The following is a 16,784-nucleotide window of genomic DNA, read 5'->3' as shown; positions in this document are numbered from 1 at the left end:
GGGCATGGGTTTGTCAAAAAAATAGTATCCTCAAATGCTTGGGGATACCACTCTAATTCTTATCAAATGCTTATGAAGGGTTTCAATACTGAAGTCAACATAAAAGTTTCTCATCATTATAATTTTTCATAACCTTATTTAAAAGAACCGGCGTTATAAATACCGTTCCCACAACAGCAAGCACCAATGCAGGGAAAACTTCCGGGGTCACCATATTTAGCATCAATCCTTTTTGCGCAACCATCAGCGCAACTTCACCACGGGAGATCATACCGATACCTATGCCAAGAGCCTGTTGATTAGACATCTTACAAATTTTTGCACCACCACCACAGCCTATAACCTTTGTCAGTACTGCTACCCCAAATAGTATCCAAGCGAATAAGAAGGAGTGGGGGGTTAACCCAGTGATGTTGGTGTTAATACCTATGCCGGCAAAAAAAACAGGAGAAAAGAAAAGATAGGAAACAATTGAAATCTTCTCTCCTACAAAATCCCGTGTTTTTGTAATGTTGCAAAGTGTTAACCCTGCAAAGTATGCCCCTGTGATATCCGCAATGCCAAAATATTTTTCTGCTACATAAGACATAAGGAAACAATAGGCTAGAGCCCAAACAGCAACTCGCTTACTTTTGCCATGGTAATCATCCAATTTACGAAAAAGCATATTTACAATGATTCCCACAACTGCTACAAATACAAAAAATCCAGCTATTTTTACCAACACCATAAAGGGATTACCGCAAGCACCTTCGCTTAACCCCGAAATGATGGATAACACCATGATACCGATAACATCATCTATAATGGCTGCACCGATAATAATCGTACCCACCTTAGATTTGATTTTTCCCATTTCGCTTAAGGTTTCTACGGTAATGCTCACAGAGGTTGCCGAAAAAACAACACCAACAAAAATTGCTTTTATGAAGTTGATATATGTAAAGCTATCTTCGAAAAAGAGAAAGTATAACCCCCCACAGAAAATAATTGGGAAGATAACACCCATAGCCGCAACCAAGCAAGCAGGGCCACCTGCCGTCTTTAATTCTCTAATGTCCGTCCCTAAGCCGGCACTAAACATTAACATAATTACGCCTATTTCTGACGCTGTCATCAAAAAGTCAGTTTCCTGAATAAGCCCAAAACCACTGGGGCCAAGGATCATACCCGCAACCAGTGCACCTAAAACCTGGGGCAGATTTACCTTCTCTGTCATGAGCCCACATATTTTGGTGAAAAATAATATCAAAGCCAGCACTAACAAAAATTCGTAAGATTCCATGATATTCCCATCTCTTTTCCACAATTAATATACAGTTTTTAACAAATTTAATGGTGATGGAGAGAATTATATGCTTTGATTTTATAATTATCAAGTAAAAAACATAGATATCTATATAGAAAATGTCAGTTTCAAATAAGTGAAACTTGTTATAAATTACTTTTTTTGTATTTAAAATTAAGATTTTTTTTATTTTTTTTAGCAGTTTTTTTATCTGTATTATTTTACATACAATTTATCTCAATTTCTCTAGGTTTCCCTTAGGATAAAACCAACCATATTTTCTTTAATTGTTCATATTGTATAAACATTACCGTTAAGATGATGTTTCTCAAATCATTTTTGTTTTTATTTAATAAAACCCATCTTTTATTACTTCAATCAAGAACAAACCCACCCTGTTCTGTTTGGTACACAGCATAAAAAACATTGTAATTTCCGTATTTTAGTGCTTTCCACAAAAAAACGGTAACTTCAAATCGTTGAATTTACCGTTTTCATATCATTTACCAAACATATTGTTTCTTATGCCCCATCCAATTCTACATAATCTTTCATTGCTAAATTTAATAAAATTGGGGTTATCAAAACCGTTGCAATGATAACCAAGACTAAAGCAGGAAAAATCCCTTCGTCTACTAGCTTTAACATCATCCCCTTTTGAGCAAGCATCAACGCCACCTCCCCTCGGGATACCATGCCAATTCCAATGCCGAGGGCTTGGCGATTCGTCATTTTACACACCTTTGCAGCACCACCGCACCCCAGAATTTTTGTGGCAATGGCAACTACAAAAAGAATTCCTGCAAACAGAAGGGCTTGGGCGCTTAGGCCTGTAATATTGGTTTTAATGCCAATGCTTGCAAAGAAAACGGGAGAAAAAATAAGGTACGAAGCTATGGTTATTTTTTCCGCTACAAAGGCCTTTGTTTTAGCAATGTTGCAAAGAATCAGCCCAGCAAAATATGCCCCCGTAATATCCGCCACGCCAAAAAATTCCTCTGCCCCAAAGGACATCAAAAAGCAATATGCTAATGCCCAAACAGCCGCACGCTTACTTTTGCCATGGTTTACATTTAACTTTTTAAACAGATAATGCACAATGATGCCTGCAACAGCAACAAAAACAAAGAATCCAAAAATTTTAGCCAATACAGAAAGTGGACTACCGCTGTTCTCTTTGCCCAGCCCAGAGATAACAGATAACATAATAATGCCAATAATATCATCAATAATCGCTGCACTAATTATAGTGGTACCCACCCTCGTTTTGATTTTTCCCATTTCGCCTAAGGTTTCTACTGTAATACTAACAGATGTTGCAGAAAAAATGACCCCTGTAAAAGTCGCTTTTAATAAGTTTACATAGGTATAGCTTTCTGCAAAGAAAAAGTAATATAATCCTCCGCAAAATATAAGGGGAACCAATACGCCAAACACGGCAATTAGGGTGGACATAAGACCCGTTTTTTTAAGTTCGTTTAAATCTGTCTCCAAACCGGCGATAAACAAAAGGAGAATAACACCAATTTCCGAAGTCTTTAATAAAAATTCCGTTTCCCTTAGAATTCCAAACCCACTGGGTCCAAGGATAACTCCGGCGATCAAAGCACCCACAACCTGAGGTAAATGTACCTTTTCCGTTGCCAAGCCAAACATCTTAGTGGATAACAATATCAAGGCTAAAACCAATAAAAAATCGTATGATTCCAACTATTTTTCTCTCCCTTCCTTTTCTAAAACACCCTTTCCAAGAAAAAGGCCCCTTAAATGGGCAATTCATCTGGTAAATTCAAAATAGAAAAGAATATCGTCAAATTGGCCTTAGTTTATGTAGGTCTTCCATTTTTATTTGCTTTTTCCTTTTATTTTCTTACGGGTTTATATCATAAGCAATCTTATTACTTCCTTCCTTTTTATCATTATTCTGCCATTCCTTTTATTTTAGGTAATTTTTGCTTTCTAAAACTTTTCTAATTAAATTAGTGATAGGTAGTGATCCGCATTTTTAAACCAAAAACTATTTTTTATGAAACAAAAAGACTCTGTTTTACAACATAAAAAAAACCCCTCCCTTTGCAACCTTGCAAAAAGAGATGGGGCTTTTGATGAATATCGTGAAAACTGAAAAGGGTTGGCGTAAGTTATCGCAATATCTAATGATACAACCATAGAACCCTTGCTTCATTATCATGCAAACAAATTAAATTTGTTATTCAATGATTTCGCCCTGAGTGGAGATGGTTACAACCTGCCAAGGCAAGAATTTTCCGCTATTTTGAAGTGCTGTCTTTACCGCCATTTCTATGCCGCCACAGCAAGGCACCTGCATTCTGACAACCGTTACGCTCTTAATATCATTATGCATGATAATCTGCTGAATTTTCTGCGCATAATCAGTCATGTCCAGCTTAGGGCAACCAATTAATGTCACCTTGTTTTTGATAAATTTGTTATGAAAATCACCGTATGCATACGCAGCACAGTCCGCCGCAATCAAAAGGTTCGCCCCGTCAAAATAGGGTGCCTGAACAGGTGCCAACTGAATCTGCACCGGCCACTGGCGAAGTTGGCTTGCCACCACCCCTGCTACAGGCTGTTCACTTGCTTGTGCCTGAGCCTCCTTTGGCTGTAATGATCGAGATTGGCTTCCAGGGCAACTGCAAGCATGCGCTTTAGCGGCCATATTTTTTTGAACTGCTTCCTCATCATAGGGTAACGCTTCTCTCTCCACAAATTGAATGGCTCCAGTAGGACAAGTTGGCAAACAATCGCCCAATCCGTCGCAATAATCATCTCGAATCAGCTGCGCTTTTCCATCTACCATGGCAATGGCGCCTTCATGGCAAGCTGATGCACATAACCCACATCCGTTACATTTATCTTGATCTATTTCAATAATTCTTCTAATCATTTTCTTTACCCCCGATATTTTGAATTTATTTTTTAAGTTACTTGTCTTTCTGGGTATAGAATACTATAATAAGGTTAACATTTCCGTTGTAATTACAACAAAAAAGGAGTTTTATTATGATTTCTTTTGCTATTTTAAAAAAATCTCCCCTTTTTTCAGGCATAGAAACCACAGACATACAGTCTATGTTAGGATGTCTGGCTGCCGTTGAAAAAAAATATGATAAAAACGAACTCATTCTTCACCAAGGAGAACTGGTTGATGCTATGGGTTTGGTTGTGTCTGGGCGGGTTCATATTGTAAAAGACGATTTCTGGGGCAACCGAACCATCCTTAGCGATGTTACACCTGCACAAATGTTTGCCGAGTCCTTCGCTTGTGCCAAAAATCAAGAGTTAACTGTTAGCGTTTTGGCTGTTGAACCAACAACGGTTTTGTTTTTGGATATCAGAAGAATTTTAAATACTTGCTCGTCGGCTTGTGTTTTTCATACCCGTTTGATCAGAAACTTGCTTTCTGTTTTGGCAGAAAAAAATTTGATTTTAACAGGAAAAATAGATCATATTACAAAAAGGACAACACGAGAAAAGTTGCTCTCCTATCTTTCTGCAGAATCCGTAAAGGCAGGCTCACCAACTTTTCAAATTCCATTTAATCGGCAACAGTTAGCCGAATATTTGGCCGTTGACCGCAGTGCCATGTCACAAGAACTATCCAAATTACAAAAAGAAGACTATTTAACTTATGAGAAAAATCTGTTCCACTTAAAAGAGCCTTTTAGTCAATAAAAAATGGTGTTTTTTGTTTCAAAAAAAGTGTTGCTAAAATATACCGCTACTCGTTCCAATATGTTCCTACATAATAATAAACGATGGTGTAATAATATTATTGCAACACAAAAAACACAGTTATTTCAAGGAGGTAATTAAAATGAGTGGAACATCTAACAGCACAGGTAATAAAGTAAACGTACCCGAAGCAAGAGCAGCTATGGAACAGTTCAAATATGAAGTAGCTAACGAAATCGGCGTACCTTTGAAGAAAGGCTACAATGGCGACTTAACATCTGCTCAGAACGGCTATGTTGGTGGCTATATGGTTAAGAAAATGATCGAAGCTCAGGAAAAAGCAATGGCAGGCAAAACTCAGGGCTAATCAATACGCTCGAGTTTAGCTAGCTAGCCTTCTTCGGCTATAAGCTTTGACATTGCCTCTAAGGACTCCTGTTTGAGGCAGAAAAGAGTCTGAAGCAGTTATGCTTCAGGCTCTTTTTCTATGCAAAGGCTTCCCACGGATGGCGTAATGGACTACATAAAGTCTTTTTACCCCAGAAAAAAAATCACTCTGTAAACCAAACAAACAGGATGTAATTGTTTTTACTTTTTTTAAAATAAAATGTTTTACCAATAGCTCCCTATCTCCCAAGCTTCATAATTACGCCCCTTCCCAAACACATCCCCTTTACCTGTGCATATAATAAAGTAGCATAAGACAGTGGGTCTTCATGGACAAAGCCCAAAGCCAAAACCTTACTTCCTGCATTCCCTCAGAAAAAGTTTAAAAAAAGCAGCCAATTCCATATACCAATGGTACATGAAATTGACCGCTTCTATAAAAATTAAAACTCCGGCAAATTCAATTCTTTATAAAAATAAAGAAATAGCGCAATAAACCAATAAGAATGACATAATTGTATTTGTCAATCTAGCATAGCGAGAGAATAGGATTCGAAAAATAGAGCCAAAGGCAGCCCAACAAAGATTGAAAAAGCAACCAATGGTGGCCAACAAAATGGCAAAGGCAAATAGCTTTACAGGATTGTTTTGAAAATAAGGCAATATGTAAGACTCCATGGATACCATCCCATAAATATAAATTTTGGGATTGATGAATTGCAACAGCAACCCCGAGAGAAATCCATTTTTCACTTGCTTTTCCTGTATATCCCCAGATCTTATAAAGGTGTTATACGCTAAATAAAGCATATACGCCGCCCCAGCAATGAGCATTGGCGTTTTTAAAGTAGGCATGACTGCATGTAACACACTGCTTAAAACAGTACATATAATCATAACAGCCATAAAACCAACCCAAATTCCCAGGTTGAAGGGGTAAGACTTTTTCAAGCCCACTCGTCCTGCATTAGACATAGACATAATATTATTGGGGCCAGGAGTTGCTGTAGTAATTACTGCATAGGTCAAAAAATTCATCCAATGAAACACAAAGGCTACCTCCAAAATTCATCTTTTGTATACGGCTTAAATATGCAAACTCTCATCAAAAATTGCAACATAAAAATCTATTTTTAATGTTATTCCCGATAAATAGATTTTCACTCTAAAATTCTTTATATTGTACTAAATGAAATACACGGTGTCAAGGTTAAATTTTTCTTTTTACTACATTATCCCTTGTTCCGTAAAATGCAATCTTCATTCGCCATCCTAATAAGCTCTGCATTCATTGCAGAAGCTAAATAAGTACTCATTGGGGGGATACCTATGAACACAGGAATTGCAGAAATGAATCTTTTAGCAAGTATTTTGTTTCTATTGCTTTTTTTTTATGGCAAAACAGCAGTACCAAAACAAAATAATCATAAATTTTTATATTCCGTTCTATGTTTTACAATCATTGCCCTAACAGCTGATACCGCACTTTTATTCATAAAAGCAACAGCCTCACAAGGGGCAAGATTGAGTCATTATACCTTGTTATTTATCCACGCAGTTGCCACTGTTGCCAGTGGGTATTATTGGCTCATTTTTACCCATAATGAAACCCTGCCTGAAATGCAATGTCAGCCTACGGTGCGAATGGCATATACTTTACCTTTACTGGTATGGATTTTGATTGCTTTTTGCTCCCCCTATAACCATTGGATTTATGTTGTTGATGTGCAAAACGCCTTTTCCCCGGGTAGCTTTTTTTACCTGCAAGATATTTTTATTTATGGCTATATTTTTGCAAGCGGGCTTCTAGCTTTCACAAGATATTATACAGAAACAATATTAGAACAACAAAAGCTTTGCCTCCATCTATTTATATATTCCATGATTCCTCTTTTTGGCAAATGCGTAGAGGTTGTTTTTCCCAGGCTTCAAATTGCAGTCCCTGCCGTCGTTATCTCCATTGTAATGCTTTATCTAAGCAATATGAAAAACGAACTTTTTCTAGACCCCCTTACAAAGCTATATAACCGGCGACAATTTCAGTTACATTTAGCACAAAATACAAAACTTTCAAGTCAAGGCAATATATTTTTAATCTTTTTTGACATTAATAACTTTAAAACAATCAATGATAAATTTGGCCATGTGGAAGGGGATAAAGCCTTAATTATGGTGGCTCAAGTTCTAAAGGCAGTCTTTTCAGATTCAAAGGCTTTTCTCTCCCGTTATGGCGGGGATGAATTTGCCGTCATTCTTTCCAAAGAAGAACAAGAGGTCTTATCCTATTTAAAACAAATTGATCTTTCCTTGATTGATATTTCCAAAGCACTCCCTTACCATCTTTCTCTTAGTGCAGGGTATTCCATCTATGGCCAGGACGATGCAACAACTCTGGAAGGCCTGGTACAGGCAGCAGACCGTAAAATGTATTGTGATAAGCAAGAAAAGAAAAATTCCCTTTGTTAGCCTACATCAAAGGGAATTGAATATTTTGATCATATGTTTACCATCAAAAAACACCCCAATTACGATGTCGGGGTGTGTTTTTTTGATTCTAATTTGTTAGATTACAAAATAATACTTGAGGGGTTTTTTCTTGGTTAACACCAGCGTTTCATCATCCTTTGCAACATCATATGTATACTTGCTTTTTCCACAGCTTCGGCAGCCACCAAATCTGTCTTACCAACTTCTTTTCCATCTAGGGTATAAACCATTTCCCCCACCTTTGTCCCTTGAGCAATGGGTGCCTTAACAGAAGGAAGGATTTGTGTTTGTGTTTCCCACTGTCCATTACTGCCCTTGCCCATTAAAACTGAAATCTCCTCTTTTACAACGGCATTAACGCCTTCTTTCATACCTTTTTCCACGGGAATCACACCCATATCTTGACCAACAGGGTATCCCTTTTCTACGGTGTAGTTTGCAAAACCATAGTCTAATAATTTCATAACCTCCTGGAAACGAATTTTAAAATCGGGAGCGGCCATAACAACGCCAATTAAACCTAACCCATTACGCTCCGCCGTGCCGGATAGGCAATATAATGCCTTGCCCGTTGAACCCGTTTTTAGCCCTGTTGCCCCCTCATACCATTTAATCAGTTTATTGGTATTGGTTAAGCCAAACTCTGTCTCACCTTTTCTGGTTTTGTGGGTAATGGTGTCCATCCAAGTTGTTGTGTACTCTTTAATTTCCGGGAATCGGCTCATCAATTCTTTGCTCATGATTGCAATATCATAGGCACTGGAAACATGACCATCCACGTCCAACCCACAAGCATTTACAAAATTAGAATCGTTCATGCCCAACTCTTTCGCCCTTGCATTCATTTTTTCCACAAATGCTTCTTCGCTGCCGGCAACAAACTCCGCCATGGAAACCGCCGCGTCATTTGCCGATGCAATGGCGATACACTTTGTCATATCTGCTACTGTCTGGGTTTCCCCTGGCTCCAAAAATACCTGAGACCCTCCCATGCTTGCCGCATGATCGCTCACCTGAACGGAATCAGTCCAAGCAAACTTCCCATCTGCCTGTGCCTCATAAATAAGCAATAAGGTCATAACTTTGGTTACACTGGCAAGGGGCATTGCCTCATGGCTATTCTTTTCAAAGATCACTGTACCCGTAGCCTCATCCATCAAAACAGCGCTTTTTGACTGCAGTTGCAACCCGCTACTATCGCCTTCTTCCCCGCAAACAGAAAAGGGCGCCAGAAAACAGAAAAACGCTGTCACTGCCGCCAATATCCTCTTTTTCATGCACGTTCCTCCCCAAAAAACTATATTCTTTTATAGTCTATGTCCTCAGGGGTATGGATATACCCTATCTTATCCTTTCTATGGTTGAGAAAACTTTTTTGGAAAGATGTAACGACTTAACCCCCAGTTTGCAATCATAAGCCAAAAAGTGTACCCCAGCTTCCTCCGCTTCCATCAGTGCTTTTGCAAATTTCTCATCCCTTTCCCAATGGGGGCAAAAGGCCTTCGTTCCTTCCATCTGGATCACAAATAAAACATAGGCTTCATACCCAGCCTCAACAGCTTGAATCAGCTCTAGTACGTGCTTGGTTCCCCTTGTGGTGGGAGCATCAGGAAATCGGCAAATTCCATTTTCCTCCAGGGTTACTCCCTTTACCTCAATAAACCCACGGCGCCCGCCCCCTTCAAAATACAGATCAAAGCGAGAATTACCAAAGGTCACCTCTCGTTGCAAAAAGGTAACATCACCTATTTCCGAAATGCGGCCTTCTGCCAAAGCCTCTGCCACGACTTGATTTGGCGCCTGAGAGTCCATATTGACCAAAACATCCCCTTTATAAACAGAAATGAGGGAGTATTTTGTTTTTCGCTTAGGGTTTTTGGCCGGTTCCAAAAAAACCTTCGCACCTTCTTGTAACAGCTCTTTGCAGCGTCCCGTATTTTTCACATGAACCTGGATTTCTTCCCCCTCCAAGGAAACAAAAGCAGAAAAGCGATTTGTCCGACGTAAAAATATAGCTTCCTTCATATCTTCGTATTCCATTTTTTCAACCTCACAAACTACTTCCTTTTTTTCAATTACCCACCCGTTGTAATAACAAAAACAAAGGAAAACTGTCCCTGCATCTTTCCTTTTAAAATCGTCAAGCCCTTATGTAATTCATTTTACACCCATCATATTTTTCTGGGGTATGAACTTTTCTTCATCTTTCATAATACGGTTTATTCACAACTGACTCATCCTAATAAATAAGAAAAGCCCGTATTACAAAGATAGCCATGGCAAATCTCTGCAAAGTCGGGCGATTCTATAACAGTTGGCTTTTTCAACCATCGTCAGAAAGATATCCTTTTTCTTTGTGATGCTTAATAGTTTTCAGCCTTTCTTTCAAAGTAAGCCTGAGGATACAAGCAAACAGGGCATTTTTTAGGGGGTTCTTTTCCAACAGAAACGTAACCGCAGTTTTTACAAATCCAAACGGTGGTTTCATCTCCCTCAAACACCTTTTTGTCCTGCAATAATTTAAGCAAGGTTTGATAGCGTTCTTCGTGTTCTTTTTCTACAGATGCCACATTTTTAAAGAAAGCAGCAATCTCGGTAAATCCTTCTTCCCTTGCTGTTGCTTCCATGGATTTATAAATATCTGACCATTCTTCGTGTTCGCCATAAGCACCTGCTTTTAGGTTTTCCTCAGTGGTACCCACGCCATTTAGAAAATTCAAAATTCTCTTGGCATGCTGTACTTCATTTTCTGAAGTTTCGTAGAAAATACCTTTAATCTGTTCATAACCCTCTTCATGGGCCTTTTCCGCATAAAACTTATAACGGTTAGTTGCCATTGATTCTCCTTCAAAAGCAGAAATCAAGTTTTGCTCTGTTTTGCTACCTTTTAACTCCATGTATAAACCCCTCCTTAGTAATATTTCTCTCTCAGTTTTCCCGAAACCAAGAAAATAATACCTAAGATGGAAGAATTGTATTAAAAATACTTTTGTAAAGTTGGCTACTACCTTCATCAGAAAAAGCAAAAGCATCCATTGACAATACTGTTCACATAACAAATTGTAAATCTTTTCCCAAACCTCTTTTTGAACATACCCGTCCCAAGATTTTTTTCTGCCCAGGAAGCCTTTACCAAATCACAAAGTTGCTCATAAACAAGGCCACACCAATACCACCAATACCAATTATCAAAGCAGACAATGCCAGCATTAACCAAAGGACAACCTTCCCCCATCGTGGCAAAACATCTTTTTTGGTGGCCAAAGCCCAAATCGTTACACCTGCCAAAATAAAACTCCCGAAAATACAAATTAACATAAAAATGCTAAATACAAACATGAAACTCATAATCTACCTCACCCTTCCATGATTTCATAAGGCATAGACTTCCGCTTTTGATTTTTTTGACCTTTTTCAGCCCTACACAATTTCAATCAACTATTTAGATAACTTTTATATTATATCATATTTTATTCTAAAAAAAGAGACAAGCCTTTGTAAATAAAAAAAAACAACAATTGTCCAACCATTTTTTTACCGTGGCCTCAAAGTTATTTGTCTTAATGCAATTTTAGCTGCTAAAAATAATTGAAAATAATATTTTTTGCAACAAAATGTAACACTTTTTATTTTTCTTAACGAAAAGTTTCATTGTACTTTTTCTAATAATCTTTTATAATAGATGGGAAACTTATTTTGGAGATTTTGAATTCAGAAAGGAGATCTTCTTTTGGCTATTCGTGCAACAGAGGAACAAATTAAAAACCTTTCGGCAGATTATATCTATCAACAAGCCGTTGGCAGCTTGTTGCTGCTTCTCATGAGCGCAATGGAGGAAGAGGAAAAAGGCGTTACTGCAATTCCCTTTGAAATCCCCCCAGATATTGCCGAAATCAGAAAAGAAATCCGTGGCTATCTACTGAAGCTAGAAGATTTGTTAGAGGGTGATGCCCAAGGGCGTATTCAGGCTTTAGAAGAATGTGTCCAGCTTAAAAAACGCCTTTTATCTATATATGAAACCGTATATAGCTATTTTTCCCAGTGGAACATGATTTCCACATTAATCAGTGACCAGATTGCATTGAGAAAATATGCGGAGGATCATGTGGGCCAAAAGCAAGTAGAGTGGTCTTTATTCTTCGCCGATTGCCATGCTTTTTTGGAAAGCGCAGAAACCATGTTGGACCAGAAAAGCTATATGGGTCAACTCTTAAAGTGTGTACCCCTTTGGGTTGCCAGGGATAAATTTTATGCTGAGGTGAAACAGTGCTTAAATGTTTCCTTTGCTGGGGAAAGCAATGATTTCATTGCAAGATCATTGCAGGCCTTTGAAGGCTTCTGCTGCCCTGAAACAAATCCTCTTTATGGTAAGTACTTTGGGGAAATCGCCGAGGCTTTGGGAACAAAACGTATGCTTTTGCCCCATAAATTAACGGATGAGACCCTTAACGAAGCTTATGAAGAAATGAATGAAATATTCGAAAGTCTAGAAGAAATAGAAGAATATTTTTCCTGCATATTACATGACATCAATTCTTTGATTCTTATGCTTTATCTCACCTATACTTTCACCGACTTAACGCAAAAAGATGTTTCCCATGGGGATTTATATCATGCTGTATGCGATTTTGTTGGTGGCGAATGGAATTTAACAGAAAAAGCAGCTTACCTAGACACTTTAACCCAACAGCTTGAGCAAGCAGTGGAACCTGTGATTGATAAGGCAAATGAAATTGGCCGTCAGGAATATGAACTTTTGCAAACCATTGGTTCTTTTGAAGCCTTCAGCCAAGATACCAAGAAAGTTCTTATGACCGAAGAATTTATTCGTGAGTGCTTCTTTGGAAGCTTGAACGATGAATTGTTCCGCTTTGACTTGCAGCAGGATTTACCTCCTGCAACCCAGGAGCAAAAAAATAACTTATTTGATGACTTCATCTCAAAAACACGTAATAGCTTTGATACCTTGCCTGTACAAACAAGGAAAATTGCAATGCAAACCCTGATGGGTGCTCTGCCCCCAGTTTGCACAGTTCAAGACGTTATGGATCGCTTGATGGAAGCCATTGATCATGCAGCCACAGATGAGCAAAAGGTTTTAATCGTTGATAAGATTGGTATGGTTTTTGCCGATAATGGATACCAATCCATAGCAAACACAGAGGACGAGCACCATCATCATGATGGTTGCAACTGCGGCCATGATCACCATCATCATGGTGACTGCACCTGCGGTCATGATCACGATCACCATCACTAATTTAACACAGAAGAAAAAGGAGGCAGCTTATGTTCACATTTAACCACTATAATTTTAATGTCTTAAATTTGGAAAAAAGCATGAAGTTCTACGAAGATGCCCTTGGCCTAAAAGAAGTGCGTAGATTAGAATCCCCCGATGGAAGTTGGAAATTGGTTTACTTAGGAGATGGAGTAACGGATTTTAATTTAGAATTAACATGGCTAAAGGATCGCTGCGAACCTTATAGCCTTGGCGAAAATGAGTTCCACCTTGCCTTTGAAGCCGAAGATTTTGATGCGGCTCACGAAAAACATAAAGAAATGGGTTGTATCTGCTTTGAAAACCCAGAAATGGGCATTTATTTCATCAGTGATCCTGATAATTACTGGATTGAAATAATTCCAAACTAAAAAAAGGGGTGGCCTCTTGCCACCCTTTTACATTTTTAAGCTTTTCCTTTTTGTTTTCCAATAAACATTTTTTCATAAGATACCTGAAAAGAAAATCCCCCTATGGTAAGAAGAAAATACCAACCGACTTCCCTTAAAAACTATAAATCTTTATCTTTTTTTCTATGAAGAATAGCTAATTTTTAGGCTGCCTTGTTTCAATTACAGGTATTTTACCTTTACTGCTCACCTTGCAACCAAGGGCTTGCCCTAAATCTCTCACTTTGATATAATTTGTGCCATCCTGAAAAATCAGATCTACTGAAAACTCCTGACCATCAACTAGAATTTTTCCCTTCTCCACCATTTCCCCAGCCTCCTCATACACAATATAGTCCATTAAAAGCCAATGAGTAAAATTATTTTTACTTAGCGGAATCTCTCTTACGCCATAAGCCGAGCCATCTGCCGCTATGTAATAAGGTACCGTCTCCCTTATTCCTGTGTAGATACCAACATGGCCACGCATCCAAACCAAAGCCCCAATAGGTGCATCCCGAATGGTGCCAATTGGCTCTTTTCTAATGGCTTTGTCAAATAGTTGAGCAGAACCCAAAACCACACCTGTAGCCCAAGAAATCAACCCCGAACAATCCACACAAACCCTTCCCACTTTTTTTTCATCGCTGTTCCATACCAGCCTAGCTCCATACAGACCTTGCAGATAATTGAAATTAGCCTGTGTCATTACTTTGCCCTTCATGCCATAAACATAGGGTGTCCCTAGCTTAGAACGTGCAAAAGCCACCAATTCCAGTCCTGTCATTCCTCACCACCGCCTTTCCCCTTCTCATACTGGGTACCAAAATAAAAAGCAATCACCACACTAAAAATGGTCAAAAACTGCTCCCCGCTAATTCTACCCACCACTGCTAGGTATGCAAAAACCACAGTCAACAAAATTGTAACCACTGATTTCACCGTCAAAAGATTTTGAATTGTCACGCCTGTCCCTTCACTGGTTTTCATCCTCTACCCCCATTCTCGTAACTTCCATAAAGACTTGATTTTCCTCTCCCCGTCTTTGCTCCTCTATCAAGCGCACATTTTCCTCCTCCTTTGTTTCCTGAAAGGATTTTATAAAATATCCCAACATGACCGCAATAATCTCCGTTACCACGGTGATGGATAGGGTTTCTGCAATCTGTTCCCTCCCCATAAATGCAAGAAGGTAAGAAAGCTGCAAATCAAACAATGCAATGATAACCAACCATCTTACCGCCTTTTTCGAGAATGTTCTCTTTCTCCTTCTCAAGATAACCTCCCCCCACTAAGCAAGTACCCTACGATAGCGCCAACAACAGCAGTCACTATTTTTTCCACAATGCTCTCCCACCTCTTAGCTGGCTTTTCCGCCAAGGTCTTTACATCTACTTTAATCTCCCCAACGTCCTCCTTGATGTACTCCTGCTCTTTTTGCATGACAGAGAAGGCGTTGGTCAGCTGTTCAAGGTTGCCTTGTCTTTTCTCCACAGAATCAAGTCGGTGCTTATTGCTCTTGCTTCGTTGGTCTACCTCCACCAGCTTTTCTGAAATTTCATCTTGATTCATCCTCTCACCCCTTACGTCACCAAGTTCCCCTCTGCATTAATAATCGTCTTGTATGTACCGTTTACTCCTGTGCTACTGTATCTCAGGCCATTGTTCCCAAAATGAAATAGCTTGGTTGCATCAGAAATACCCGTGCCATCCACGCAAATATATAGCCCATTCCCGTTTATTGTGCTCTTGCCTGATATTAAGCCAAATACTTGCTTTACCTCAGTAGATGCACTAACTGCCGTTGCAAAACTCTTTTCGCCACTGGTGACGGAAGTAGTCAAATCGGCAACAAAATCACCTAATTCCACTTTGTTATATCTCTCCAGCAAGCAATCCCACTCATAGGAAATTACCTTCGCCTTTTTATGAAAGCCCATATTCACATTGGAAACCGTCACCACATCCCCCAGCTGAACTTCTTCCAAAATGGCATAATCTTTGTATTCTTCTGTCTTGGAGAGTTCTTGAAAATCCGCCTTGATATTCACCTTTGGCAAGTCAACGCCACTGCTAAGTAGGTTTAAAGCCGCCTGTTGCAGTTCGGATTGTGTCGTTAACTGGCCATCTTCCAACACATATATTTTTGGATATACATAGTTGTTTATATATTGGCTATCAACATAACCGCCTTGTAGCCCATCTTTACCAATGGGTAATATTCTTGTTGCTACACTCGAAATATCCTCGCTGATTTCTAGTCCAATCAGGTTCTTTCCGTACCGAATTGCAACACCTCTATCCATTCCGATAGAAGTTTTCATAGAAACATTAAAACCATTCCGTAAAATTTCCCCACCAAAAGCCTTAATAAAGCTTGTTGCATCTTCGTCAGTATTGAGTAACACTGCTATGGGATTTTGTTTACTTGCCTTAGCTGTTCCTGTCCCTGGCATATCCGTTGAAAATGCAAATGGTACGCTGTATGCAAATCCTGCTTTGATGGCATTTAAAACAGTTTGGGTTGTACCTGTTACGTTTACATTTATGCAGAGGTTATTCAACAAATCGTAAAAGATATGCCTTGCGTTTACCCGAATGCCGTCCATATCAGGCTTCACATGATAAATGCGAAAAGGCTGTCTCCCCCTAGGAGTAGATGCCAAAATAATCCCTTCCTTTTCAATCCGCTTCCATTTGCCATCGGCATCATAGGGATGCTCCATCTCCAGTTCATACATTCCATTCAGTTCTTCTTTTACAACACAAAGGCTCGGGAGCAATGCCCCCAAGCCCAAAGTGTCAAATACTGTGCTGTATTTTTCATGTATGGTAACCACCAAATCACCCCATTAATGCTACCAAATCATTGTATTCTATCTCCGTAATACGATTGTTTAACAGAAAAACGTCCATCTTCTTCATCATATCCTCTTTGGCATATGTACCTCTGGTAATCATTGTTTTCATCAAATCAAAAAGCATTTATTCTCACCCCTTCACTTCCATCAGCGACATCATGTATTCTGTATTGATTGCCGTTTGCAAGATTGCCTGTTCTGTTGGAGAAAGGGGTAATGGTGTGGGTTCTGGCTGTAACACATCCTCCCAAACACCTTTGTAATATCGCTTACCAATCAAATCCCCATCCATACTACCAATAGCAATCATATTTTCTGCATCAATTATCCCCGCAAGCTGAGAAATCCCGACGCAAATATTGTTTGCATCTAACTGTGCATAGTAAAACATT

At 39.0% G+C, this 16,784-nt stretch carries 20 protein-coding genes; 5 read left to right on the top strand and 15 right to left on the bottom strand.

Annotated elements, in window-relative coordinates:
* Positions 1–94 precede the first annotated feature (94 nt).
* The 3 genes from ABVZ64_RS10455 to ABVZ64_RS10445 form a co-directional block, all read right to left on the bottom strand.
* Positions 95–1,285 (bottom strand): cation:proton antiporter, encoded by a 1,191-nt coding sequence (locus ABVZ64_RS10455; protein WP_352400954.1) that lies wholly within the window; start codon positions 1,283–1,285, stop codon positions 95–97.
* Positions 1,286–1,810: 525 nt separating this feature from the next.
* Positions 1,811–2,998 carry a cation:proton antiporter gene (locus ABVZ64_RS10450; protein ID WP_352400953.1) on the bottom strand — a complete coding sequence of 396 codons (1,188 nt, stop codon included), beginning with the start codon at positions 2,996–2,998 and terminating at the stop codon, positions 1,811–1,813.
* A 499-nt stretch (positions 2,999–3,497) separates the two neighbouring features.
* Positions 3,498–4,199, bottom strand: coding sequence for a 4Fe-4S binding protein (locus tag ABVZ64_RS10445; RefSeq protein WP_352400952.1), 702 nt, complete (start codon positions 4,197–4,199; stop codon positions 3,498–3,500).
* Positions 4,200–4,315: 116 nt separating this feature from the next.
* On the opposite strand from ABVZ64_RS10445, the gene ABVZ64_RS10440 reads away from it, so the two are divergent.
* Positions 4,316–4,987 carry a Crp/Fnr family transcriptional regulator gene (locus tag ABVZ64_RS10440; protein WP_352400951.1) on the top strand — a complete coding sequence of 224 codons (672 nt, stop codon included), beginning with the start codon at positions 4,316–4,318 and terminating at the stop codon, positions 4,985–4,987.
* Between the two features lie 142 nt (positions 4,988–5,129).
* Complete coding sequence (locus ABVZ64_RS10435) at positions 5,130–5,354, top strand: alpha/beta-type small acid-soluble spore protein (protein WP_313525318.1); 225 nt, start codon at positions 5,130–5,132, stop codon at positions 5,352–5,354.
* Positions 5,355–5,842: 488 nt separating this feature from the next.
* On the opposite strand, the gene ABVZ64_RS10430 is transcribed toward ABVZ64_RS10435, so the two are convergent.
* Positions 5,843–6,424, bottom strand: coding sequence for a LysE family transporter (locus ABVZ64_RS10430; RefSeq protein WP_352400950.1), 582 nt, complete (start codon positions 6,422–6,424; stop codon positions 5,843–5,845).
* A gap of 279 nt (positions 6,425–6,703) precedes the next feature.
* On the opposite strand from ABVZ64_RS10430, the gene ABVZ64_RS10425 reads away from it, so the two are divergent.
* The gene (locus ABVZ64_RS10425) at positions 6,704–7,840 is read left to right on the top strand and encodes a GGDEF domain-containing protein (protein ID WP_352400949.1); all 1,137 of its coding nucleotides are present in this window, start codon (positions 6,704–6,706) and stop codon (positions 7,838–7,840) included.
* Between the two features lie 134 nt (positions 7,841–7,974).
* On the opposite strand, the gene ABVZ64_RS10420 is transcribed toward ABVZ64_RS10425, so the two are convergent.
* From ABVZ64_RS10420 to ABVZ64_RS10405, 4 genes are all read right to left on the bottom strand, one after another.
* Complete coding sequence (locus ABVZ64_RS10420; protein WP_352400948.1) at positions 7,975–9,138, bottom strand: D-alanyl-D-alanine carboxypeptidase family protein; 1,164 nt, start codon at positions 9,136–9,138, stop codon at positions 7,975–7,977.
* 64 nt (positions 9,139–9,202) lie between these two features.
* Positions 9,203–9,901: a DNA/RNA nuclease SfsA gene (gene sfsA, locus ABVZ64_RS10415; RefSeq protein ID WP_352400947.1), complete on the bottom strand. Its 699-nt coding sequence runs from the start codon at positions 9,899–9,901 to the stop codon at positions 9,203–9,205.
* 323 nt (positions 9,902–10,224) lie between these two features.
* Positions 10,225–10,758, bottom strand: a complete 534-nt coding sequence (rbr, locus tag ABVZ64_RS10410; RefSeq protein ID WP_352400946.1) for a rubrerythrin — start codon at positions 10,756–10,758, stop codon at positions 10,225–10,227.
* Between the two features lie 232 nt (positions 10,759–10,990).
* Positions 10,991–11,209 (bottom strand): hypothetical protein, encoded by a 219-nt coding sequence (locus ABVZ64_RS10405; RefSeq protein ID WP_352400945.1) that lies wholly within the window; start codon positions 11,207–11,209, stop codon positions 10,991–10,993.
* Positions 11,210–11,591: 382 nt separating this feature from the next.
* Here ABVZ64_RS10405 and ABVZ64_RS10400 point away from each other — a divergent pair, with 382 nt between their 5' ends.
* Positions 11,592–13,121, top strand: coding sequence for a hypothetical protein (locus ABVZ64_RS10400; protein ID WP_352400944.1), 1,530 nt, complete (start codon positions 11,592–11,594; stop codon positions 13,119–13,121).
* A 29-nt stretch (positions 13,122–13,150) separates the two neighbouring features.
* Positions 13,151–13,513: a VOC family protein gene (locus tag ABVZ64_RS10395; RefSeq protein WP_352400943.1), complete on the top strand. Its 363-nt coding sequence runs from the start codon at positions 13,151–13,153 to the stop codon at positions 13,511–13,513.
* 175 nt (positions 13,514–13,688) lie between these two features.
* Here the strand turns inward: ABVZ64_RS10395 and ABVZ64_RS10390 are convergent, their stop codons facing one another.
* The 7 genes from ABVZ64_RS10390 to ABVZ64_RS10360 are packed head-to-tail and all read right to left on the bottom strand — an operon-like array spanning position 13,689 to position 16,783.
* Positions 13,689–14,318: an NlpC/P60 family protein gene (locus ABVZ64_RS10390; protein WP_352400942.1), complete on the bottom strand. Its 630-nt coding sequence runs from the start codon at positions 14,316–14,318 to the stop codon at positions 13,689–13,691.
* Positions 14,315–14,521 carry a hypothetical protein gene (locus tag ABVZ64_RS10385; protein ID WP_352400941.1) on the bottom strand — a complete coding sequence of 69 codons (207 nt, stop codon included), beginning with the start codon at positions 14,519–14,521 and terminating at the stop codon, positions 14,315–14,317. The genes ABVZ64_RS10390 and ABVZ64_RS10385 overlap by 4 nt, the downstream gene beginning before the upstream one ends.
* Positions 14,508–14,807, bottom strand: a complete 300-nt coding sequence (locus tag ABVZ64_RS10380) for a hypothetical protein (protein WP_352400940.1) — start codon at positions 14,805–14,807, stop codon at positions 14,508–14,510. Before ABVZ64_RS10380 ends, ABVZ64_RS10385 begins: the two co-directional genes overlap by 14 nt.
* The gene (locus ABVZ64_RS10375) at positions 14,804–15,103 is read right to left on the bottom strand and encodes a hypothetical protein (protein ID WP_352400939.1); all 300 of its coding nucleotides are present in this window, start codon (positions 15,101–15,103) and stop codon (positions 14,804–14,806) included. The genes ABVZ64_RS10380 and ABVZ64_RS10375 overlap by 4 nt, the downstream gene beginning before the upstream one ends.
* Positions 15,104–15,114: 11 nt before the next feature.
* Positions 15,115–16,371, bottom strand: a complete 1,257-nt coding sequence (locus ABVZ64_RS10370) for a phage tail spike protein (protein WP_352400938.1) — start codon at positions 16,369–16,371, stop codon at positions 15,115–15,117.
* Positions 16,372–16,375: 4 nt separating this feature from the next.
* On the bottom strand, positions 16,376–16,516 hold the full coding sequence (locus tag ABVZ64_RS10365; protein ID WP_352400937.1) for a hypothetical protein: 141 nt from the start codon (positions 16,514–16,516) through the stop codon (positions 16,376–16,378).
* A 6-nt stretch (positions 16,517–16,522) separates the two neighbouring features.
* Positions 16,523–16,783, bottom strand: a complete 261-nt coding sequence (locus ABVZ64_RS10360) for a hypothetical protein (protein WP_352400936.1) — start codon at positions 16,781–16,783, stop codon at positions 16,523–16,525.
* Position 16,784 lies beyond the last annotated feature (1 nt).

The sequence above is a fragment of the Anaerotignum sp. genome (assembly GCF_040307045.1).
Lineage (GTDB): Bacteria > Bacillota > Clostridia > Lachnospirales > Anaerotignaceae > Chakrabartyella.
The sequence above is the reverse complement of the archived record's forward strand: the minus strand, read 5'-3'. Positions and strand labels throughout refer to the sequence as shown.

Excerpts from the sequence above, each read along its gene's own strand:
- ABVZ64_RS10440 (WP_352400951.1), top strand. The coding sequence starts at position 4,316 with ATGATTTCTTTTGCTATTTTAAAAAAATCTCCCCTTTTTTCAGGCATA.
- ABVZ64_RS10385 (WP_352400941.1), bottom strand. The coding sequence starts at position 14,521 with ATGAAAACCAGTGAAGGGACAGGCGTGACAATTCAAAATCTTTTGACG.
- ABVZ64_RS10455 (WP_352400954.1), bottom strand. The coding sequence starts at position 1,285 with ATGGAATCTTACGAATTTTTGTTAGTGCTGGCTTTGATATTATTTTTC.
- ABVZ64_RS10390 (WP_352400942.1), bottom strand. The coding sequence starts at position 14,318 with ATGACAGGACTGGAATTGGTGGCTTTTGCACGTTCTAAGCTAGGGACA.
- ABVZ64_RS10365 (WP_352400937.1), bottom strand. The coding sequence starts at position 16,516 with ATGCTTTTTGATTTGATGAAAACAATGATTACCAGAGGTACATATGCC.
- ABVZ64_RS10395 (WP_352400943.1), top strand. The coding sequence starts at position 13,151 with ATGTTCACATTTAACCACTATAATTTTAATGTCTTAAATTTGGAAAAA.
- ABVZ64_RS10435 (WP_313525318.1), top strand. The coding sequence starts at position 5,130 with ATGAGTGGAACATCTAACAGCACAGGTAATAAAGTAAACGTACCCGAA.
- ABVZ64_RS10425 (WP_352400949.1), top strand. The coding sequence starts at position 6,704 with ATGAACACAGGAATTGCAGAAATGAATCTTTTAGCAAGTATTTTGTTT.
- ABVZ64_RS10420 (WP_352400948.1), bottom strand. The coding sequence starts at position 9,138 with ATGAAAAAGAGGATATTGGCGGCAGTGACAGCGTTTTTCTGTTTTCTG.
- ABVZ64_RS10360 (WP_352400936.1), bottom strand. The coding sequence starts at position 16,783 with ATGTTTTACTATGCACAGTTAGATGCAAACAATATTTGCGTCGGGATT.
- rbr (WP_352400946.1), bottom strand. The coding sequence starts at position 10,758 with ATGGAGTTAAAAGGTAGCAAAACAGAGCAAAACTTGATTTCTGCTTTT.
- ABVZ64_RS10405 (WP_352400945.1), bottom strand. The coding sequence starts at position 11,209 with ATGAGTTTCATGTTTGTATTTAGCATTTTTATGTTAATTTGTATTTTC.
- ABVZ64_RS10445 (WP_352400952.1), bottom strand. The coding sequence starts at position 4,199 with ATGATTAGAAGAATTATTGAAATAGATCAAGATAAATGTAACGGATGT.
- sfsA (WP_352400947.1), bottom strand. The coding sequence starts at position 9,901 with ATGGAATACGAAGATATGAAGGAAGCTATATTTTTACGTCGGACAAAT.
- ABVZ64_RS10375 (WP_352400939.1), bottom strand. The coding sequence starts at position 15,103 with ATGAATCAAGATGAAATTTCAGAAAAGCTGGTGGAGGTAGACCAACGA.